18 protein-coding genes and 1 pseudogene are annotated in these 21389 nt (G+C 72.8%); 12 read left to right on the top strand and 7 right to left on the bottom strand.

Annotation, left to right across the window (positions count from 1 at the left end):
• Positions 1-94 precede the first annotated feature (94 nt).
• From WBK31_RS16310 to WBK31_RS16275, 8 genes are all read left to right on the top strand, one after another.
• A complete protein-coding gene (locus WBK31_RS16310; protein WP_378788792.1) occupies positions 95-739 on the top strand; it encodes a GntR family transcriptional regulator in 645 nt (214 codons plus the stop codon).
• A 125-nt stretch (positions 740-864) separates the two neighbouring features.
• Entirely contained in the window at positions 865-2097 is a 1233-nt protein-coding gene (locus WBK31_RS16305) for an MFS transporter (RefSeq protein ID WP_364051662.1), read from the top strand.
• A 165-nt stretch (positions 2098-2262) separates the two neighbouring features.
• On the top strand, positions 2263-2502 hold the full coding sequence (locus WBK31_RS16300) for a hypothetical protein (RefSeq protein WP_364051659.1): 240 nt from the start codon (positions 2263-2265) through the stop codon (positions 2500-2502).
• A 151-nt stretch (positions 2503-2653) separates the two neighbouring features.
• Positions 2654-3415, top strand: a complete 762-nt coding sequence (locus WBK31_RS16295) for a TSUP family transporter (RefSeq protein ID WP_364051656.1) — start codon at positions 2654-2656, stop codon at positions 3413-3415.
• A gap of 210 nt (positions 3416-3625) precedes the next feature.
• The gene (locus tag WBK31_RS16290) at positions 3626-4597 is read left to right on the top strand and encodes a YafY family protein (protein ID WP_364051653.1); all 972 of its coding nucleotides are present in this window, start codon (positions 3626-3628) and stop codon (positions 4595-4597) included.
• 81 nt (positions 4598-4678) lie between these two features.
• Positions 4679-5296, top strand: a complete 618-nt coding sequence (locus WBK31_RS16285) for a LysE family translocator (RefSeq protein ID WP_406675147.1) — start codon at positions 4679-4681, stop codon at positions 5294-5296.
• Positions 5293-6027, top strand: a complete 735-nt coding sequence (locus WBK31_RS16280) for an alpha/beta fold hydrolase (protein ID WP_406675146.1) — start codon at positions 5293-5295, stop codon at positions 6025-6027. The genes WBK31_RS16285 and WBK31_RS16280 overlap by 4 nt, the downstream gene beginning before the upstream one ends.
• A gap of 3 nt (positions 6028-6030) precedes the next feature.
• Positions 6031-6243, top strand: coding sequence for a hypothetical protein (locus WBK31_RS16275; RefSeq protein ID WP_364051644.1), 213 nt, complete (start codon positions 6031-6033; stop codon positions 6241-6243).
• Between the two features lie 1111 nt (positions 6244-7354).
• Here the strand turns inward: WBK31_RS16275 and WBK31_RS16270 are convergent.
• From WBK31_RS16270 to WBK31_RS16255, 4 genes are all read right to left on the bottom strand, one after another.
• Positions 7355-9574, bottom strand: a complete 2220-nt coding sequence (locus tag WBK31_RS16270) for an MMPL family transporter (protein ID WP_406675145.1) — start codon at positions 9572-9574, stop codon at positions 7355-7357.
• A 427-nt stretch (positions 9575-10001) separates the two neighbouring features.
• Positions 10002-10991 carry an endonuclease/exonuclease/phosphatase family protein gene (locus WBK31_RS16265; protein WP_406675502.1) on the bottom strand — a complete coding sequence of 330 codons (990 nt, stop codon included), beginning with the start codon at positions 10989-10991 and terminating at the stop codon, positions 10002-10004.
• A gap of 442 nt (positions 10992-11433) precedes the next feature.
• Complete coding sequence (locus tag WBK31_RS16260) at positions 11434-11958, bottom strand: CGNR zinc finger domain-containing protein (protein WP_406675144.1); 525 nt, start codon at positions 11956-11958, stop codon at positions 11434-11436.
• An 18-nt stretch (positions 11959-11976) separates the two neighbouring features.
• Positions 11977-12555 carry a hypothetical protein gene (locus tag WBK31_RS16255; RefSeq protein ID WP_406675143.1) on the bottom strand — a complete coding sequence of 193 codons (579 nt, stop codon included), beginning with the start codon at positions 12553-12555 and terminating at the stop codon, positions 11977-11979.
• 552 nt (positions 12556-13107) lie between these two features.
• Between WBK31_RS16255 and WBK31_RS16250 the strand changes: the two genes are divergently transcribed.
• The 3 genes and pseudogenes from WBK31_RS16250 to WBK31_RS16240 all read left to right on the top strand — a co-directional run bounded on the left by WBK31_RS16250 (position 13108) and on the right by WBK31_RS16240 (position 16888).
• On the top strand, positions 13108-13599 hold the full coding sequence (locus WBK31_RS16250; protein WP_364051632.1) for a MarR family transcriptional regulator: 492 nt from the start codon (positions 13108-13110) through the stop codon (positions 13597-13599).
• Between the two features lie 125 nt (positions 13600-13724).
• Positions 13725-14621 (top strand): annotated as a pseudogene (locus WBK31_RS16245) (LLM class flavin-dependent oxidoreductase); the annotation flags it as partial.
• A gap of 2 nt (positions 14622-14623) precedes the next feature.
• Positions 14624-16888 carry an LLM class flavin-dependent oxidoreductase gene (locus WBK31_RS16240; RefSeq protein ID WP_406675142.1) on the top strand — a complete coding sequence of 755 codons (2265 nt, stop codon included), beginning with the start codon at positions 14624-14626 and terminating at the stop codon, positions 16886-16888.
• Between the two features lie 7 nt (positions 16889-16895).
• Here the strand turns inward: WBK31_RS16240 and WBK31_RS16235 are convergent, their stop codons facing one another.
• A complete protein-coding gene (locus tag WBK31_RS16235) occupies positions 16896-17021 on the bottom strand; it encodes a hypothetical protein (protein ID WP_364051623.1) in 126 nt (41 codons plus the stop codon).
• A 252-nt stretch (positions 17022-17273) separates the two neighbouring features.
• On the opposite strand from WBK31_RS16235, the gene WBK31_RS16230 reads away from it, so the two are divergent.
• Positions 17274-19277, top strand: coding sequence for a hypothetical protein (locus tag WBK31_RS16230; RefSeq protein ID WP_406675141.1), 2004 nt, complete (start codon positions 17274-17276; stop codon positions 19275-19277).
• A gap of 38 nt (positions 19278-19315) precedes the next feature.
• Here the strand turns inward: WBK31_RS16230 and WBK31_RS16225 are convergent, their stop codons facing one another.
• Positions 19316-20143 carry an N-acetylmuramoyl-L-alanine amidase gene (locus tag WBK31_RS16225; protein WP_364051617.1) on the bottom strand — a complete coding sequence of 276 codons (828 nt, stop codon included), beginning with the start codon at positions 20141-20143 and terminating at the stop codon, positions 19316-19318.
• 196 nt (positions 20144-20339) lie between these two features.
• Positions 20340-21305, bottom strand: a complete 966-nt coding sequence (locus tag WBK31_RS16220) for a C40 family peptidase (RefSeq protein ID WP_364051614.1) — start codon at positions 21303-21305, stop codon at positions 20340-20342.
• Between the last annotated feature and the right edge of the window lie 84 nt (positions 21306-21389).

Here is a 21389-nt window from a genome sequence, read left to right as displayed (position 1 = left end):
TGGCAACCCCCGCGCCTTCGGGTACCCCGCCGCATGTAACTCCGCGGACACAGCATAGATACAAGCATGTATTCATGCCTGGTATCCTGAAGGCATGTCCGAGACCGCCAAGCGTCCGTCCGCTGCTCAGACCGCGTACGCCGTCACAAAGGAGCTCATCCTCTCCGGCGAGCTGCCCGGCGGCACCCTCATCAGCGAGGGCGAGATCGCCGAGCGCGTACAGGTCAGCAGGACCCCCGTGCGCGAGGCGTTCCTGCGCCTTGAGTCGGAGGAGCTGCTGGCGCTGCACCCCAAGCGCGGCGCGGTCGTCGTGCCGGTGCCGCCGGGAGAGGCGGCCGACGTGCTGGAGCTGCGGCTCGCGCTGGAGCGTTCCGCGGCCGAGCGCATCGCGCGCACCGGCCTGCCCGATGAGCACGACCAGCGGATGCGCGACCTGCTGGCCCGGCAGCGGGAGCTGGCGGCGGCGGGTGACGTCGGAAAGTACGCGGAGGCGGACGAGGCGTTCCACCGGTCCATCGTCGAGGCGTCGGGCAACCGCCTGGCCGCCCGCTTCTACGCCACCCTCGGCGACCGCCAGCGCCGCATGAGCATCTCGGCGCTGCGGCTGCGTCCCGAACGACTGCCACTGCTCACGGGTGAGCACGAGACGCTCCTCGATCACCTGCGGGCCGGCGAGACCACGGCCTTCGGAGAAGCGCTCCACGCCCATCTGACGGCCACCCACGGCAACCTGCACTGACCCCGGCCTGCCCCTTGACCTCCAGGCCGCATGGGGGTTCCTCGGCAGGTCCCGGGCCCCGCCCCGGCAGGCACGTCCGCAACGCTCCCGTTCGTACACGACCGACGCCGAAAGTCCCTATCGTCATGCTCGAAACACGGCAGGCCACCGCGGTGAAACCGCCCGCACCCCGCAGGTCGTCCTGGAGGGTCGTCGCGGTGGCGATGTTCCTCTGCGGGTGGGGCGGCAACCAGTTCACGCCGCTGCTGCTCATGTACCGCCGCCTCGGCGGCTACTCGATGCTCGACGTGGACGCCTTCCTCGGCGCGTACGTCGTCGGCCTCGTCCCCGGCCTGCTCCTGGCCGGCCCCGTCTCCGACCGGCGCGGCCGGCGTCCCGTCCTCGTGGCGGGCACCGTCGCGTCCGCGCTGGCGAGCCTCGTGCTGTGCTTCGGCGGCCAGAGCCCCTGGGCGATCTACGCGGGCCGTCTGGTCACCGGCGTCGCGGTCGGCATCGCGATGGCGGTGGGCAGCAGCTGGGTGAAGGAGCTGTCGTCCGGCGAGGACGGCGCGCTGCCCGCCCGGCGCGCCTCGCTCTGCCAGACGGCGGGGTTCGCGCTGGGTGCCGCCGTGGCGGGCGCGCTCGCCCAGTGGGGTCCGTGGCCCATGGTCAGCCCGTACGTCGTGCACCTGCTGCTCACCGCGGCCGTCCCCGTGCCGCTGCTGCGCGTGCCCGAGACCCGCGCGCCCGGCCCTCACCCGGAGGGGCGGGGAGTGCTGGCCTCGCTGCTCGACGACCTGCGCATACCCGCACCGGCGCGGCGGCGGTTCCGGCTGGTGGTCCTGCCGATGGCGCCGTGGGTGTTCGGGGCGGCCGGGCTCGCGTACGCGGTCATGCCGCAGCTCGTGGACACCCGCGTGGGGGAGTGGGGCCTGGTGTACGCCACCGGCCTGACCGTGCTGATGCTCGGCATGGGGGTGGCCGTCCAGCCGGTGGCCAAGAGGCTGCGCGGCGGGCGGGCGCCGGTGGCGGCCATGGGCGTGATGCTCGCGGGGGCGGTGCTGTGCGCGGCGGGCGCGGTGGTGCTGTCGCCGTGGCTGGCCGCCGCTGCCGCCGCCGTGCTCGGCGCCGGGTACGGGATCGCGGTCGTGTCCGGGCTGCTGGAAATCCAGCGCATGGCGGGCGCGGACGACCTGGCCGGCCTCACGGGGATCTACTACATGCTCGCGTATGCGGGATTTCTGCTTCCTGCCCTGCTGGCCGGATTGTCGGCGTGGCTGTCGTACCCGGTGATGCTGGCGGCGGTGGCCTGCGCGGCGCTGATCTGCCTGGCCGTCGTCGCGACCGGCGTACGCGTCACCGCGCGAGCCGGTCACTGATCCTGGCCGAAGGGACGGGGGGTTAGCTGAGAGTAACGGAAAGTTACGGTGAGTGACATCGCGGTGGGTTATCACAGCAGGTGCGTGCCGCCCGCGGCGTCACAGCAGTAACGGGCGTCGCACCCGGCATCGCGCTCCGTGATCCGCTACACCGTGGAGGTATCCATGCGTCCATCCCCCCGTAGCGTCGCCGTCGCCGCGGCCGCCGCGCTAGCGGGCGGCCTCGTGCTGGCGGCGCCCGCCGCGCACGCCGTGGTCGACCCCGCCAAGATCAACGTTCTGGAGTCCCTGCAGAAGGCCGACCCGATCGTGATGGCCAACTGCGCCACCGGCACCGTGGCCGACCCCGTGGGGGCCGTCGTCATACCGCCGGAAGTGCCGCTCGTCGGCTGCCTCACCCTCTGAACGCGCCGGAGCGGGACCCATCCGCGGGTCCCGCTCCGCGTTCTCCCTCACGACGGGGGCCGTCAGGAGTGCCGGGGGAGGCGGTGGCGAAGCGCCTCAAGCCTGGCTTGTACACTCTTGGCGTTTCTTGGGGGAATCGGGGGAATCGCGCGTGCCGCTGGAGCAGGTCCTGGTGTTGCTGACCGCGGCGGCCGCAGCCGGATGGGTCGACGCCGTCGTGGGAGGCGGCGGGCTGCTGCAGCTCCCCGCCATCCTGATGACCGGCATGCCGACGGTCGAGGCGATGGCCACCAACAAGCTGTCGTCGGTCTTCGGCACCACCTCCGCCGCCGTCGCGTACGCGCGCTCCAGCAAGCTCGACCGCGAGGTCGCGATCCCGGGCGCGGCCATGGCCGTGGTGAGCGCCGGACTCGGCGCGTGGGCGGCCGCGTCCATCTCCGCCGACGTGCTGCGGCCCGCCGTCATGGTGGTGCTGCTCGCGGTGGCCGCGTTCGTGACGCTGCGGCCGAGCATGGGGGCGCTGCCCGAGCCGCGGCTGCGCACCAGGGCCCGGGTGGTGGCGGCGGTGGCCACGGCCGGGATCGGCATCGCCTTCTACGACGGGATCATGGGGCCCGGCACCGGAACGTTCCTCATCATCGCCTTCACCACGATCCTCGGGCTCGACTTCGTCTCCGCGTCCGCCTCCGCGAAGATCATCAACATCGGCACGAACGTCGGCGCGCTGGCCGTGTTCGCGGTGGAGGGGCACGTGCAGTGGCTGCTCGGCCTCCTGATGGCGGTCTGCAACATCGCGGGGGCGCAGGTCGGGGCGCGGATGGCGCTCAAGCGGGGGGCGGCGTTCGTACGGATCGTGCTGTTGTGCGTGGTCGTGGCGATGGTGATCAGGCTCGGGTGGCAGCAGTTCGCCTGACCCCGGTCCGTCCGGCCTGGCCGGTCCCGTCGCGTGTCAGCGCCCGGCTGCAGGACGACGCCGGGTCCACCGCCAGGCCGACGCGCCCCGGCTGAGCGCCCTGCCGTGCGGCGCTTGCGTTCCGGCTGGTCGCGGCTTGCCCCGGACGCCCCGGGAGGCGCGCCGCTTTGCCCAGATCGGGCGTGACCTGCCGGAAATAGAATGGCCGGCATGCGCGCCAGCCGCCTCCTTTCTCTGCTTCTGCTCCTGCAGACGCGGGGCCGTATGACCGCGCCCGAGATCGCGGCCGAGCTGGAGGTGTCCGTACGCACCGTCTACCGCGACATCGAGGCCCTGTCGGCGGCCGGCGTGCCGGTCTACGCCGACCGCGGACCCGCCGGCGGCTACCGGCTGCTCGACGGCTACCGCACCAGGCTGAACGGCCTGACCGCCGAGGAGGCGTCCTCACTCTTTTTGGCCGGACTGCCGGGACCCGCCGCCGAGCTGGGCCTGGCCGAGGTCGCCGCCAACGCCGAGCTGAAGCTCCTGGCCGCGCTGCCGCCCGAGCCGCGCTCCCAGGCCGCCCGCATGCGGGAGCGGTTCCTGCTGGACGTGCCCAGCTGGTACCGCTCCGCCGACGACGTGCCGCACCTGACCGAGGTGGCCGAGGCCGTGTGGGACCAGCGGCCGCTGCACATGACCTACCGGCGGTGGGGCCGGGAGGTGGTCGACCGGGTGATCCACCCGTACGGGCTGGTGCTCAAGGGCGGCTCCTGGTACCTCGTGGCCGCGCCTCCCGGCGGCTCGCCGCGTACCTACCGGGTCGCGCGCATCCTCACCCTGGAGACGCTGCCCGGACGCTTCACCCGGCCGGAGGACTTCGAGCTGGCGACGTTCTGGGCCAAGTACGCCAAGGAGTTCCGCGAGCGGATGTACACCGCCGAAGCGGTCATCAGGCTCGCTCCCGGGCGGGGCGACCTGCTGGCGTACACGATGGGCGCGGACGTGGTCGCCGCCGCGCTGGCCGCCGCCGGCGAGCCCGACCCCGAAGGCTGGGTCACGCTCACCTTGCCCATCGAGTCGCTCACGCACGCCCGCTGGCTGCTGCTGCGCATGGGCACCGACGTCGAGGTTCTCGAGCCGCCGGAGCTGCGCGCGATGATGGCCGAGGCGGCCGCCGGCCTGGCCAAGCTGTACTGCTGACCGCCGCCTGCGCGGCGTGGCCGCCGGGCCGGGCGGAAAATCAGGCGACACCCGCGCCCGCCATCTGCCAGCATCCCCGGCATGTACCTTCTCGCTTTCGTGGGCGCGTGCGTCCTGGTGGCCATGGCGCCTGGGGTGAGCACGGCCATCATCATGCGCCAGACCCTGCGCGCCGGCCGCGGCTCCGGCCTGGCCGCCACGCTGGGCAACGAGACCGGGATCCTGCTGTGGGGCCTGGCGGCGGCGTTCGGGCTGTCCGCCCTGGTCGTGGCCTCGCAGCTGGCCTACGACGTGATGCGCGTGACGGGCGCGGTCGTGCTGGTGGTCATGGGCGCGCAGGCGCTGTGGCAGGCGAGGAAGCCGGCCCCCGTCACCGCCGCCGAAGGGGAGGCGGTGACGAGCCATCGCGGGGCCTACCTGGCGGGCCTCGGCACGTGCCTGGCGAACCCGAAGGCGGCCGTGTTCGCGATGTCGTTCCTGCCGCAGTTCGTCCCGGCCGGGCAGGACGTGCCGTTCACCCTCGCCACGCTGGCCGTCGTGTGGGTGCTGGTGGACGTGCTCTGGTACGCGCTGCTCATCTGGGCCGTCGCCCTGGCGAAGGACTGGCTGGGCCGCCCGGCCGTCAAGCGGCGGCTCGAACAGATCTCCGGCGTGGTGCTGATCGGCCTCGGCGTGCGGATGGCGGTGGAGTCACGATGACGATCTGGTACGACGAGCGCGGCGCGGGCGAGCCGGTGGTGCTGCTGCACGCGACCGCGGCCGACTCCGGCATGTGGGACGCCCAGTGGGAGGCGCTGGCGGACCGCTTCCGGGTGATCAAAGTGGACTTCCGCGGCTACGGCCGCAGCCCGTACGAGGCCGGGGAGCCGTACAGCGACGCGGGCGACGTCGCCAAGGTGCTGGCCGCGCTCGGCGTCAGCAGGGCGGCGCTGGTCGGGTCGTCGGGCGGCGGCCGGGTCGCCCTGGAACTGGCGGCCGCCGGGCTGGCGGGGCGGCTGGTCCTGCTCAACCCGCTGGGCACGCTGGAGCCGACACCCGACCTGCGGGCGTACTGGGACGAGGAAGGACGCCTGCTGAAGCAGCGTGACGTGCAGGGCGCGGCCGAGCTGAACGCCCGCACGCTCCTCGGTCCCGACGCGGGCCAGGCGGCGCGGGACAGGCTGGTGGCGATGCAGCGGCACGCGTTCGAGGTGCAGCTCGCCGCCAACCCCGAGCCCGAGCAGGTCGAGAACGAGATCACCCCGGCCGAGATCGACGTGCCCGCGCTGGTGGTGTCGGGCGGGCACGATCTGCCGTACTTCCGCGAGAGCGCCCGCCATCTCGCCGCCGAGCTTCCCCAGGCGCGGCTGCTTGAGCTGGAGTGGGCCGGGCACCTGCCGGCGCTCGAACGTCCCGATGAGATCAACGCACTGCTGCTGGATTACCTTTAGTGCATGACGAACGACCTGGCGGACCTCATGAGGCAGGCACAGGACGACGATCCGCTGCTGGCGCTGCACGCCACGAGCGCGCTGCGGCGCGAGATCGAGCGGCTGGAGGCGGTCCAGGTGCGGCGCGCCAGGGTGGCGGGGCTGGCCTGGTCGCAGATCGCCGACGCGATCGGGGTGAGCAAGCAGGCGGTGCATAAGAAGTACGGCCGCCGCTAGCGCGCCACCTCCTCGGTGGCGTCGAGCCGAATCGCTCGGCACCGGTCCGCGACCAGGGCGATCCGCGAACTGTCGAGCGCAGTCTCGGCTGCTCGTGGGTGGGAGCCCAGGGCGCAAGCAGGCTGTTCGTCAGGCGTTCCCGCCGAGAAATCTACAATGTAAAGGCGCCCGGCTTCGATGCTCTGCAGTAGTCAGACAAACGCGGGATCCCGCGAGAGCGCCTGAAAAGACCAGCCGTCTTGGGGTAACCCGCCGCCGCGCCGAGTCCGCGCCCATCGCACCCGCTCCGACGCCCATCGCACCCGCTCCGACGCCCATCGCACCCGCTCCGACGCCCATCGCACCTGTTCCGACGCCCATCGCACCCGCTCCGGCCGCGGCTGATCGGGAACGCCTCAATGACCGCCATGTCGGGTCCGGCCGCACGTGCCGGTGCCAGGCGCGGTGTCGAGGGCAGCGGCGTTCACGGCGCTGGAACGAGAATGCGCTGCATTGGAACAGTGCGCGGCGCCGGAACGACAGCGCGCTGCATTGGAGGAGTGCCCGGCGCCGGAACGACAGCGCACGGCATGGGACCAGTGCCCGGCGATGGAGCGAAGGGATGTCCTTGCGCACATCGGCCGCGCCCCGCGCGTCGCTCCCCGGAACACCGTCCACGCGCGCTCAGGTCGGCTCCCTGGCCCGTAGAGAGCCCGCGAGGGTCACCCCGCGAAGACGAGCCGAGGGGATCGTGGCGCCGCCGGGCGCAGACGGTAGTGGCAGGCACCGGGCGGGAGGACCTTTGCCGCGGGGGCAGGTGTGAACCCGTGGCAGATCACCAGGCAGGCATGCCCGCGAGGGACTCATGAGAAGGCACGGGGTCACTGACGGGTCACCGGGCAGGGGCGCCCGCCCGTGAGGGACTCAGTAGACAGCGCATGGCGGGTCACCGGACAAATGCGCCCGTGAGACGCCGGCGGGTCAACGGTCGGGTATGCCCGCGAGACGCTGACGCGTCACTGGGCGGGCATGCCCGTATGAGGGGCTTATGAGACAGCGCGTGAACCCCGGCGGGCCACTGGGCGGCCGCAGCGTGAAGGCGCAGGTGAGAACGAGAGTGGACCAGGCTGGATCACCTCGCGGAGACGGCGTAAGCGGGCTCACGGGCCGGGCGGGGTGCAGCCGGGCGGTGGCGTTCGCGGGCCGGCCACCAGATGCGCGGGCCCAGGTGACAGGTCAGCGCCGGCACCAGGAACGAGCGGACGATCACGGTGTCGATCACGACCCCGACCGCCACCAGCAGCCCGAGCTGGACCACCGGCACCAGCGGCAGCACGGTCAGCACGGAGAAGGCCGCCGCCAGCACCACCCCGGCCGCCGTGATCACCCCGCCGGTCGCGCGCAGCGCGTGCAGGGTCGCCTGGCGGGTGCCGAGGCGCACGGTCTCCTCCCGCACCCGGGCCATCAGGAAGATGTTGTAGTCGACGCCGAACGCGACCAGGAACACGAACGCGTACAGGGCGAATGACACGTCCATCACGGGATAGTCCAGCACCTGCGTGAACAGTGCCGAGCACACCCCCAGCGTGGCCGCGAACGACAGCACCACCGTGCCCATCAGCAGCAGCGGCGCCACCAGCGAGCGCAGCAGGACGACCAGGATCAATCCGACGACCAGCAGGATCAGCGGCACGACGAGGCGGGCGTCGGAGAGCGCGGCGTTCTTGGCGTCGAGCAGCTCGCCGGTGACCCCGCCGACCAGCGCCGCGTCGCCGGCCGCCACGCGTACGGCCGCCCGCAGGTTCTCCACCAGACGCTCGGCGTGCGGCGTGTTCGGCTCGGCGGCCAGCACCACGTCGTAGACCCGCCAGGGCGCGGCGGGCCCCCTGCGTACGGACACCACTCCCTCGGCCCCGCGTACGGCCCGCGCCACGGCGGCGGTCGAACCTTGCTTGGCCAGCACCACGACGGGCGCGCTGGCCGGATAGTGCCGCCGCAGCGCCTCGTAGCCATCCACCGAGCCCGTACGGGTGGTGAACATCGCCGACGGTGGGATGCCGGAGGCGTCCAGCGTGGTCAACCCCAGACACATCACCGCAAGCAGGACCAGCGATCCCACCCACACCACGGGAGCCCGCCGCCCCACGAACTCCGCCACCCGCGCCCAGATCCGCCCAGGCCCCGCACCTGCACCAGGCCGCCCCTGGTCGGGCTCGGTGCCTGCGCCCGGCCGGGCCTGGTCAGCTTCCATGCCTGTGCCCGGCCAAGCCCGGTAAGGATCCACGTCCGCGCCCTGCCTGCGGAAACGCGTGAGCCCGAAACCTCGCGCGATACCTACCGGCGCGCCGATATCGGCTACGTCTGACGAGTCGAAGCCTGGGCGGGGAGTGGACGGCCAGAAGGCGCGACGGCCGCCGAGCAGCATGAGGGCGGGCAGCAGAGTGACCATCACCGCCATCGTGATGAGCACCCCGATGGCGGCGGCCGCGCCGATCGAGCGCAGGGCGTTGGTGTCGGCCGCCACCAAGCAGCCGATACCGCCCGCCACCGTCAGCGCCGAGGCGACGACCGTACGGACGCCGCTCGCCATCGCCTCCTTCAGCGCCGCTGTCTCGCCGACCGTGACGCGCAGCCGCTCGCGGAAGCGGGCGACCAGCAGCAGCGCGTAGTCAGTGGCCACCCCGAACACCAGCACCGTGAACACCTCAGGCGTGGCCGCCCGCAGAGTGATCAGCCCCGACCGGCCCAGCGCGTAGATCGCCGCCGCCGAGCACAGATAGGCGACCAGCACGGACAGCATGGGGATCAGCCACAGCACCGGACTGCGATAGACGGCCAGCAGGACCAGCAGCACCACGGTCACGCTCAGCGCCAGCAGCGTGCCGTCCACTTGCAGGAACGCGTCGGAGTAGTCGGCCGCAACCCCGGCCGCGCCCGCGACATGGCTGACCAGCCCCGGCGGGTTGGCCTCGGCCGCGATGCGGCGCACCTCCTCGACCAGCGGGGAGATCATCACGCCTGGCTTGCCCGACAGTAGCACCGTCACCTGCAGCGCACGCCTGTCGACGCTGGGCAGCGGCGCCGCCGAGGTGCCCACCACGTTGGGCACGCGGGCGAACTCTCGTAGGTCGCGCCGCACGGCAACGAGATCGTCGGGCCGCAGCGGGCCCGGGCGCTCGTAGACGACCAGCGTGGGCACCGTACGCCCGGACTGCTCGGCCACCAGGTCGAGCACGCGCGCCGACTCGACGCCCCTGGCGAGCATAGACGTGCCGCTGGTGACGCGGACGTCCTCCAGCGGGCCGCTCGTGAGAACGGCCGCCAGCGTGAGGACGACCCACCCGAGCACCACGCAGGCGGCAATCGCCCGCGCGCGCATTCTGCGAAAAAGAACCGGCAATTCCCGCCCACCCCCGGCTTGGTACAAAGGCGCCGGCCGACACGTAGACCCTAGATTCCCGATCCTGCTCAAACAAATTGACGAGGCGGTCTTTTATTTACGTCAGGCGGCAACAAAAGCCGACATTGCACTATTAGTAGGGCGAAGGAATTTGTGGTGAAGGAAGGGAATGTGCGGCTTTTGCCCTATGTGAGGGCGTGCTGATTTCGCCTCTCCGCGAACGCCCACGGACGCAGGTGCGGGGTGTCGGGTGCGTGCGGGGGAGTGGGGGTGCACGGGTATGCGCCCGGCTATGGACGCGGGCGTGGGCAAGGCCACGGGTGGGGGCCGGGGCGCGGACATGGAGCGGTGCCGGGTGGCGGTGTGGTCGGGGGCGGGGTCAGGCGCGTACGCGGAGGTCGGCGAAGAGGGCGCGGTGGTCGGAGCCGGGGATGTCGAAGATCTGCGTGGCCGCCGCTCCGGCGCGCGAGTCGGTCAGTACGTGGTCGATGGCGACCAGCGGCGGCAGCGATCGGCCGTGTGGCCAGGTCGGGATGAGGCCGTTGCCGGTGGAGTCGGCGGCGTCGGTGTAGCCGGTGGCGAGGAGGTCGCGGAAGACGGCGTGGTCGAGGGTCGCGTTGAAGTCGCCTGCCAGGATCCGGGGAGGTCCGGACGTGGGGGCGGGCGGCAGGGAGGCCACCCCGGCGTGCCATTCGGGGACCGTACGTGGTACGGGCGCCACCGGGTGCACCACGACCACTTCGACAGGCGAGCCGCCGGGGAGCGAGACCTCAGCGACCGGCATGTGGTGCCCCACCGGCTGGAACAGCCCCTTGCGTTCGCGCAGCGGGTGGCGGGAGTAGATGCCGCTGCCCTCGGGACCACGTACGTCGGGCACGCTGATGTGGTACGGCAGCAGGTGATTGAGGCCGGCCGCGTTGAGCCGGACCATGGCCGACCAGGTGAGTTCCTGGATGCTGAGGACGTCCACCTGAAGTCGGCGTACGAGATCCACGAGGACGGCCGCGTCGCCCCGCCCGCCGTTGAGGTTGGCGGTCAGCACCCGCAACGCGCGCCCGCCCGCCGGGGCGGCGCCGTCGCCGAACGCGCGCGGCACCACGCACCAGGCGAGGCAGGCGCAGACCACCACCATGATCGCCGTTGCGGCCCGGCTCCTGAGCACGACCGCGACGCCCAGCACGACCAGCGCCATCACCGCGAAGTACGGCGTGAACGCGGCCATCGGCACCAGGAAGACGCCGGTCTCCAGCCCGCCGAGCCGCACCGCCGTACCGGCCGCGAACAGCACCGCCAGGCCGACCGTCAGCCGCCTGCGCCACACCCGCCGGGGCCGCGCCTTGGGCACCGCCGCCTCCACGTCCTCCTGCATCAGCACGAGCGCTCAGGCTAGAAGACCATCCTTAACGTCTGATGAGGAACAGCCCGCCGCGCGGGCCGTGCGGTGCCGGGGCCTCGCCTGCGCCGGCGCGAGTACCCGAGGCTGTCCCCTTGCTGTTCGCGCGGGAGGCACGGCAGCGCTGTTGGCGGGAGGCGCGACAGCGCCGGGAGGCACGGCAGCGCTGGGAGGCACGGCAGCGCTGTTCGCGGGGGCACGGCAGCGAGCCTCGGTGGCCTTGGGAGCGTGTGACGCTATGCGGCTGACGACTGGCCTGGGCGGTCGGCCTCGTGGTTTGCGCCGGCGTGAGTGCGCAGGTTCCGGGGTTGTTCTCGGCTTCGGATGCCCTGCCGCGCGGGGCGCGCGGTGGCGGTGTCCCACTTGCGTCAGTGTGTAGCGCCCAGGCTGAAGGATCATCCTCGACGTGTGATGAGGGTCAGCTTGCCGCGCGGGCCGCGCGGTGGCGGCGGACTGCGTCGCGGTTGGCGCAGCGCTGTGAGCAGTAGCGCTGTCGTCCGGTACGCGAGGTGTCGGCGAAGATCGTGGCGCACTCGATGACGGCGCAGCGCCTGAGCCGGTGCATGCCCCGCCCCACCAGGTGCAGCGCCGTGCCGACAGAGATCAGAGCGGCCAGTACGGCGCCGGGCGGTTGGTCGTCGTCGCGGTAGTGCAGGTGCCAGCCGCTGCCCGCGTGGTCGGTCAGGCGCGGGTGGGCTGCGGATGCGGCCAGCATGCGGTTGACCAGCTCGGCTCTCCGCTGCTCGTCGGGGGTGTCCACAACCTGCTCCCATGCGTCGAGTACGGCGTGCACCCGCTCTACGTCCTGCGCCGTGACCGGCGACTCCAGCGCGAGCCCGAACGCACGGCAGCGGTCAGCGAGCTCGGCGGGGGTCGAGGGCCGCTGGTTGGCGAGGGACGCGGCCAGCTTCACAGCGTCCTCGCCGTAAGGGTTCAGATGCACAATGCCATTACAGCACGCTCAGACCAGGCCGACCATGAAGCCCTCGTCCTTGATGCCCCAGTACGCGGCCGGCCGGTACTGGCGCATCGCCTGCTCGATGATCGGGATGTACTTGGGGTTCGAGCCGAGCGGCAGCCGGTAGCCGTTCTTGACGGTGTGGAACTCCCACAGGTGCTCCATCTCCGGATGCCGCTGCCGGAAGCCGGGGTCGGCCGGGAACAGGTCGAGCCGGACCATCGTCTTGCGGAACAGGTAATCGGCCAGTTTGACGCGGCGCTGCTGCGTACGGGAGATGCCGACGCCCGCCAGCTCCTGCCACGCCGCCGCCCACGGCCGCCCCTGCGGATCGTCCCAGCGCACACCGGCCGCGTCGAAGACGAGCCGGCGCGGCCGGGCGAGCTTCTTCCAGGTGAAGACCGGCAGCAGGCCGATGAGCAGGAAGATCGCCCCCACGATCCCGATGGCGACCGCCGTACCCGAGCCGCCCGTGGTCTGCCCCGTCAGCGCCGAGAAGACGGCGAGGAGCCCGATCGCGCCCGCGACCGAGCCGCCGATCACCGACTTGACCTTGGCGTCGCCGCCCACGTCGATGACCACGGGAGCCGGTGCCGCGGCCGGGACCGGCGGTGCCGCAGGACCCCCTGGCGCTGCGGGACCCGGTGGTGTGGCGGTCCTCGGTGGCGCGGCGTGGCCCGGCGGTGCCGCGGGGCTCGGCGGTGTGGCTGTCCCCGGTGGCGCGGCAGGGCCCCACGGTGCGGTGGCGCCTGGCGGTGCGGCGTGGCCCGGCGGCATGGCAGAGCCTGGCGGGGGATAGGGCGGCCGGGGCGGGTAGGGCTGCTGCTGGAGGGGGCCGTATGTCATGGGATGTCACGTTAACGGGGGTGAACAGCGGAGATGTCACGCTTCAGGGTTTTGCGAAGCGAAGGCGTTGCGGTTGTGCGAAGCGCGGGCGTGGGGGTCGTGCAAAGTACGGGCGTGCGGGTTGTGGCGCTCGCTCCTCCCGTTCGCGGCGCGTTCCTTCCGTTCGTGGGCCGCTCCTCCCGTTCGGGGCTCGTCGTTCCGCTCGCGGCGCGGACACTCCCCACCGGCAACGTGTTGCTTGGCAGAACATCTACGCCGCCGAAAGTCGGCGATCGGTAGTATCTGGGTATGAGTGACGAACCCGTGGCGAACCACACCTTCGGCTGGACGCTCGGCGTCCTGCTGCGCGCTTACCAGAGCACGGTCGTCACGGTGATCGGCGACCTGCCCCATGGCCAGCGTGGCTATCAGACGCTCGCCGCCGTCGTGAGCGGCCGGCATCCGACTCAGCTCGCCCTGGCCTCTTACCTCGGCATCGACCGCACCGTGCTGACCTACCTCGTGGACGACCTGGTCGAGGCAGGGCTGGTGGAACGCAGGCTCAACCCGAACGACCGGCGGCAGCGCCGCATCGTGGCCACCGACAAGGGCGAGCGCGTCTACAAGGAACTCGAACGCCGGGTGAGCGAGGCCGAGGACCACCTGCTCGGCGCGCTGTCGCCGGACGAGCGCACCGCGTTCAAGGACATGTTGCAGCGGACGGCCTGCGCCGTGAGCGACATCGAACCGGCCAAGGACCCGTGCCAGGTGGCCGAAGAGATGCTGTCGGACGGCGGCTGACCAGGCGTTTCGTGCCCTCCCCAAATTAGTGCCGGATGCGGGGAATGTCCTCGCGCAAACGGTGGTTGTGCCACTCGTCTGGCGCTGAGATCGTCTAACTGACAACATATTTGGAGGAGGGCACCATGGCTGACTACGGCCACGACCTCAAGTTCGGCACCTTCATCACTCCCCTGAACGCCTCACCGAAGGAGGTCGTCGCCCTCGCGCAGGAGACTGAGGCCGCCGGGCTCGACCTGGTCACATTCCAGGACCACCCCTACCAATCGGCTTTCCTCGACACGTGGACGCTGCTGTCGTACGTCGCCGCCGTGACCGAACGCGTCCACCTGTCGGGCAACGTCGTCAACCTGCCGCTGCGCCCGCCCGCCGTGCTCGGCAAGGCCGCGGCCAGCCTTGACCTGCTCAGCGGTGGCCGGTTCGAGCTCGGGCTGGGCGCCGGCGGGTTCTGGGACGCGATCGAGGCCATGGGCGGCCGCCGGCTCAGCCCCGGCAAGGCCGTGGACGCGCTGAGCGAGGCCATCGACATCATCCGCGGCATCTGGGACGCGGACAACCGGACCCGGTTCCGCGTGGACGGCACCTACTACAAGGTCGACGGGGTCAAGCGCGGGCCCGCCCCGGCGCACGACATCGGCATCTGGCTGGGGGCGTACAAGCCGAAGATGCTCAAGCTCGTCGGTGCCAAGGCCGACGGATGGCTGCCCTCCCTGCCGTACATTGAGAGCCTGGAGCAGATCAAGGAGTCCAACGCCATCATCGACGAAGCCGCCGCCGCGGCCGGGCGCAAGCCCACGGACATCCGGCGGCTGCTCAACATCGGCGGCCGCTTCAGCGCCACCCCCAGTGACCGGCTCCTGTCCGGCCCGCCCGAGCAGTGGGCCGAGCAGCTGGCCACCCTCACCCTTCAGTTCGGCTTCTCCAGCTACATCCTGATGGCCAACGACGACCCCGCCACCATCAGGACGTTCGGCGAAGAGGTCGCGCCCGCCGTTCGCGAGCTCGTGTCGAAGGAGCGTGCCAAGTGAGCACTCGGTACGGCCACTCCCTCCGCCTCGGCCTGCTGCTCACCGGCACCGACCGGGACAGCGCCGCCGAACTCGCCCGGCTCGGTGAGGAGCTGGGGTACGACCTGATCGCCGTCCACGACCGCCCGGCGACTCCTGACGACCACGATCGGCCGTCCGGCCTGGACCCGTGGACGTTGCTGAGCTGGGTGGCGGGGCGCACCGGCCGCATCACGCTGGCCGCCCTCACACGGCCCGCCGTCGCGCCTGCGCAGCCCGCCGCCACGGCCGCCTCTGGCCCCGTCCTGCCCGCCGCCGCGTACGGCACCGTCCCCACGGTGACCGGGCGCGCCGCCGCCAGCCTCGACCTGCTCACCGGCGGACGCGTCGAGCTGGCCCTGGCGGCGGGCCCGGGCGCCGACGAGGCCGCCGAGATCATCCGCGGCATCTGGTCGGCCTCCGACCGCTCGCCGCTGAGCCACGACGGGGAGCACTACCGGGTGCCTGGCATGGAACGCGGCCCCGCTCCCGCGCACGACATCCCGCTCTGGATCGCCGGGGGCGCCGACCCCGAGGCGCTGCGCCTGGCCGCCCGCAAGGCCGACGCCTGGCTCCTCACCTCCAGCCCGGACGGGGAACGTGGCGATCTGCCGGCCACGCTGAAAGAGGCGAACGCCGTCATCGACGAGGCCGCCAAGGAGGCGGGACGCGACCCGCGCGAGATCCGCCGCATGGTCCACGTCACCGGCGCGCCCCAGGCGTCCGACCTCCTGCCGCTCATCGAGGAGGCAGGCGTCGGCACGATCCTGCTGGCCACCGACGACCCGGAGGAGGTCAGGCGCTTCGCGCGCGACACCGCCCCGGCCCTGCGCGCGGCGGCCCAGCAGAACAGGGAGGCCCAGGTCAAGAGCGTGTTCGTCCGCAGCAAGCGCCACCCCGACATCGACTACGACGCCATCCCCGCCTCCCTGGCCGCCGACGCCGTCGAGCCCGGCGACCCCGGCTACGCCCGCGTGCGCTCGACGTACATGCGCGGCGGAGCCCCCGGCCTGGTCCTGCGGCCCGGCACGCCGGAGGAGGTGAGCGAGGCGGTGCGGTACGCCCGCACGCAGCCGGTGAAGCTGTCGATCCGCAGCGGCGGTCACGGCATCAGCGGCCGCTCGACCAACCGCGGCGGCATCGTCATCGACGTCTCCCGCATGGACGCCATCGAGGTGCTCGACAAGGAGACCCGCCGCGTCCGCATCGAGCCCGGCGCACGCTGGGGCGATGTGGCCGCCGCGCTCGCCCCGCACGGCTGGGCGCTCAGCTCCGGCGACTACGGCAGCGTCGGTGTGGGCGGGCTGGCGACGGCCGGCGGCATCGGCTGGTTCGTCCGCGAGCACGGCCTGACCATCGACCACCTGCGGGCGGTGGAGATGGTGCTGGCCGACGGCACGCGGGTACGGGCCGACGAGAACGAGAACGCCGACCTGTTCTGGGCGGTGCGCGGCGCGGGCGCCAACTTCGGCATCGTGACGTCGTTCGAGTTCGAGGTGGACGAGGTGGGCGACGTGGGGTTCGCCCAGTTCATCGTGGACGCCACCGACACCGCGGGCCTGCTGGAACGCTGGGGCGCCGCCGTGGAGGCCGCGCCGCGCGACGTGACCAGCACCCTGCTCATCGGCCGTCCCCAGCCGGGCCAGCCGGTCATCGGGCAGATCTCGGCCGTCGTGGACTCGTCCGACTCCGACACCATCGTCTCCAGGCTGCAGCCCATCGCGGGCGTGGCGCCGCTGCTGGACTACAGCATCCAGGTGATGCCGTACTACGCGATCATGGCGGGCCCGCACGGTCCCCAGATGGGGCAGGGTGAGCCGGTGGCCAGGTCGGGGCTGGCCGACCACCTGACGCCCGAGCTGGCGGCGGCGGCCGAGAAGCTGGTGCGCAGCGGGCAGACCTACTTCTTCCAGATCAGGGGCATGGGCGGCGCTTCGAGCGACGTGCCGCCGGACGCCACGGCGTACGCGGGCCGCTCGGCCAACTTCCAGCTGGTCGCGTTCGGCCAGAGCAAGCGCGGTCTGGACGAGCAGTGGGACCCCATGATCGACCACTTCTCCGGCCTGTACATCAACTTCGAGACCGACCAGCGCCCGGAGCGCCTGCACGAGGCCTACCCTGAGGGTCACCTGCGGCGGCTGCGGGAGCTCAAGCGCCGCTACGACCCGGAGAACGTCTTCCGCGACAACTTCCCGATCGAGCCCGCCGAGCCCGCCGAGGCGGCCGAGTCCGTCACGGTCTGACGCGGGCTCACGCGAGGTCCCACAGCAGGCGGTAATAGGCGAGGCGTACGGGGTCGGGCTCGATCCCGTACCCCTCGCGGTGCCCGCCGAGAAGGTGCCGCTCCGCAACGAGATGCTGATCTTCGGCGTGCACTCGCTCCCGGTCGCCTGGTCCTGACGCGCCCGGCGTGCGGCCCGCGGCCTGCGCGGCTCCTTTCTGGGCTCCCTCCCCACGGCGGCCTGCCGCCGTTCGCGCCTTCTCCGTCCCGGCTAGACCGATTACGGCGACTTGCCCGACACGGGCGGAATCGCCTGGGACAGTCGCGGCGTGGAAAGTGTGCGACGTGTGGCGCGGTTGCGGCGGGGCGGGGTGTTGTGGCCCGCTTCCCGGGCGGCAGGGGTCGATGTGGGGCGGCTGGCGCTGCCCAGCCTGGTGGTGTTCGCGCCGCTGGCGTGGTTCGCCGCGCTGGCCGCCCTGCCCATGGTGGGGTCGCTGGCGCTGGTCAACGGTGAGCTGGTGTTCGCCGAGGATCCCGGGCCGTGGCAGACCGGCTGGACGGCGGTCGTCGGGGTTGCGGCGGTGGCGGCGTACGCGGTGGTGTCGGGCGCCACGACGCTCCTGGCCGCCGCCCGCCAGACGGGACGGCACGCCGAGCCGGCGGCGGCGCTCGGGATGGCGGTGCGCCGCCGGCGCGGGCTGCTCGCGGTCACCGTGATCGCGCTGCTCGGCGCGGCGGCGGTGGCAGGGGCCGGGGCAGGCGTGCAGGCGGCCGCCGGCTGGAGCCTGCTCACCTGGCTCACGGTGGCCGGGCTCGCGCCGGCCGTCACGCCGGTCGTGCTGGCCGTGCCGGTGCTGATCCTGGAACGGCACAAGCCGCTCCAAGCGGTCGGCCGGGCGTACGCGCTGGCCGTCGAGGGCACCTGGCCGGATTTGATCGCGCTGCTGACCGGAGCGGTGCTCGTGCCGGGCCTGGCCGTCTGGGGCGCGATATGGGCCCTGGGAGCCGTCCCCGCTCCGCTGGCGATCACGCTGGCCGCCGCGCTCGCCGCGACCGTGGTGCCGTTCCAGGCGAGCGTCGTGACCCGCGCCTACCTGCAACGCCTGGCCCGGCGGCACGCCGGGCCGCAGGACTCCGCCGTCTTCCCGGAGACCGCCGTCCTCCAGGAGATCTCCTTCCGTGCGGACGTCGCGCCGCGCGCGGGGTCGTGGCCGTACAGGCTGCTCGCGGCCGTCCTGCTGCCGGCCGTCCTGTACACGATGACCGCGACCGCCAACCTGCTCGACCGGCCCCGGCTCCACCAGCGGCCCGTCACCGCCCTGACCGACAGCGGCGCAGAACCGCTCGTGGCGCACCTGACCGGCGACGGCCGCCTGCTGCTGCTCCTGGACAAGGCGGCCACCCCGCCGGCGCTGGTGGCCTGCACGGACACCGCCTGCACCGACACCGTCACGGTGTACGCCGGCCCCGAAGGCTCCGACCGCTGGGGAAGCCTGACCACGGCCCCCATGCCCGACGGCCGGCTGCTCGTGGCGGCCTGGGCCGGCAGCGGCATCGGCGGTCCCACCCAGGTCGAGGTGCTGCTGTGCGACGCGAGGAGCTGCACCGCGCCGGAACGCAGCACCGGGCGGTTGCCGTCGGTGCCGCACGAGCTCGCGCTCGCGGCGGCCGCCCGTCCCGGCGGCGGGCTGGTGCTGGCGCACGCCGGCGAGCCGGACGCGGCCCGGCCGGGGGAGCAGACGGTGGCGTTCAGCTTCTGCGCCGACCCGGCCTGCACCACGCCGGTCACCCGGCAGGCGGCGGTGCTGAAGCTGCCGTCGTACCTGCACAAGGAGGAGGGGTTCGCGCTCGGCGTCGCTCCCGACGGCCGGCCGGTCGCCGCCCAGCTCGACGCCACGACGGGCGCGGTGCACGTCGTCTCCTGCCAGGACGCGGCCTGCGCGCGGGCCACGGTGCGCACGCCCGTGCCCGGCTCGGCGGCCATGGAACGGGACGTCCTCCGGAGCCTGGCCGGGTCCGCTCTCACGCTGGCGATGCGCGAGGACGGGCGGCCGGTGATCGCGTACCAGGCGGGCGGAGACGGCGCGCTCACGCTGCTCGACTGCCGCACGCCCGACTGCGCGGACGGCGGCACCGTGCGGCTGGCCGAGGCCACCAGCGGCCCGCCCGTGCTGGTGCTGGACCAGGCGGGCCGGGCCCTGCTCGCCTACCGGGACGTGGAGCGCGACCGGCTCGCGCTGGCCTCATGCGCCGGCGTGCGCTGCGCCACGGTCGCCGTGACCAGGCTGACGGGCACGGGCGGCCACGTGGCGATGACGCTGGACGGCGAGGGACGGCCGGTGCTCGCCTGGCAGGCCCACCAGGGCCGCGAGGGCAGCCGCGTCATGGTGGCGACCCTGCTCGGCCGCTGAGCACCGGTCGCGGGACGGCGCGGGCGAGACGGTGCCGGTCAGAGACGCAGCAGCGGCGGCCAGGTCTGCGGCCCCACCTCACCGTCGGCGTCGAGGCCCTCGGACCGCTGGAACTCGCGGACGAGCTCCACGAGCTGATCGTCATAGACGGTGGAGTTCAGCCAGCCCTCCAGCCCGTCGGCGACCTCGGCGTACGCGGCCCGGGGGACGCGCCCGCGCGCGAACAGGCACCCCCTGACGGTCTTGACGTCGAAGTTGTCGTCGCCGCGCCGGATCAGCGGCAGTTGCTTCACGATGTCCTCCGTCCAGGACGGCCCCGCCCCGCCGCCTCCCGGGGCGGGCTGACCGTCGACGAGGGCGGCGACGGCCGCCCTGAAGTCGTCCATGTCGATCGAATGAGGATCGGGCTTGGAGGTGTTGACCTCACGGTGCGCCTTGACGCGCGAGGCGGGCAGCCCGAACTCGCGGCACAGCTCCGCGCACAGCTTCCGGTACGCGTCCAGCTGCTCGGCCGGCCACGGCTGCGAGCCGTCGTTCTCGGCCTCGATGCCCAGCGAGCGGGAGTTGGTGTGGAAGTCCGACGTGGACGGCGCGTTGTGCCAGCACCGGCCGGCCGCGATCACGTAGATGTGACCGGAGCGGCCGAGCCCGAAGTGCGACAGCGGCCCGTCGAGCCCGGGACGGCCGTCGCGTACGACGGCGAGCGAGGGATAGTCGCCGCCGCCTGCGGGCCCCGCGGTGTGGTGGCAGACGATGCCTTGCACCTCCGGCTGCGGGCCGTGACCGCGCTCACGCCATCCGGACACCTCGGTCACCGGGTAGCCGGTGCGCCGGGCGACGTCGGCGAGCCGGGTCAGGAAAGGCATCGAGGACCTCCGTCGTGCGTCTCGATGATGCTCACACCCTTCGGTGGATGGGGGAGAAGACCGCGTCATCGCGGTGCGCGGACGCCGCGGGGGACGGGCGTCCGCGGGCCTCGCCGTCGTGGCGGGCGCCTACAGATCATTAGCATGCCGTACCCGAGCGCGACCGGAAGATTCGCGGAAATCACAGCGAGCGAGGTCAGGGGCGTACGGCGCCGACGAGGCGGCTACGCCAGTACGCGTCGAGCGTGACGACCTTGACGACGTCGCCGGTCTGCGGGGCGTGGATCATCTTCCCGTCGCCGACGTACATGCCCATGTGCCCGAGCCCTCTGCTGAACAGCAGGTCGCCGGGCTGCGCCGCCGACAGCGGGACGCGCCGGGCGGCGCCCCAGGCCCACTGCGTGTACGTGGTGCGCGGCAGCTTCACCCCCGCCGCCCGCCAGGCCGCCTGCACCAGACCCGAGCAGTCCCACGAGCCCGGCCCGGTGCCGCCGTACCGGTAGGGCTTGCCGATCTGCGCGAACGCGAACTCCAGCGCCCGCCGCGCGTTGCCCGACGCGGGACCGGTGTACGGGCGGCCCGTGCTGCGGGGATCGCCCGTCTTGAACGCCCCGAGCCGCCGCAGCAGCGCGGTCTGCTGGTCGACGAGCTTGTCCACCTCGGCCTGCTCGCGGCGTACCGCCTCGCGCGCCTTCTCGGCCTCGGCCAGCACGTCCTTGGCCCGGTCGCGCTTGTCCCGCAGCCGCGCGGTGGCCGCCTCGAACGCCCGCAGCCGGGCGGCGCGGTCGCGGGCGAGCGCCTCCAGAGCGGCCATGCCGCCGAGCACGGACTCGGGATCGCCCCTGCCGACGAAGCGCTGCCAGCCGAGCGGCGAGCCGAGCCGGTAGTCGCGCGCGGCCAGCTCGGCGAGCTGTGCGCGCAGCTCCTCGGCCCGCGCGTCGTCCCGCGCCGCCTCGGCGTCGAGCGCCCGGTAGCGCTCGCGGGCCTTCCGGTAGGCCTCGGTCGCCCGGTTGTAGCGCTCGACGAGCTGGTCCGCCTTCTCGTTGAGCTTGACCAGCCGCGCCCTGACCTGGGCCGGCGACGGGTCGGCCATGGCGGGTGCGGGTGACGCCAGGGCTCCCGCGCACAGCGCCGCCGACACCATCGCCGCCCGTACCTTCACGTCCGCGCCTCCTCGGTCATCACGACGAGGTACGCAGCGGCCGTGCCGGCCGGTTCACCGATCGGCGCGGGGCCAGATGCGGGC

The sequence above is a fragment of the Nonomuraea sp. N2-4H genome (assembly GCF_045291505.1).
GTDB lineage: Bacteria > Actinomycetota > Actinomycetes > Streptosporangiales > Streptosporangiaceae > Nonomuraea > Nonomuraea fastidiosa.
This window is presented reverse-complemented; position numbering and strand designations above follow the sequence as displayed.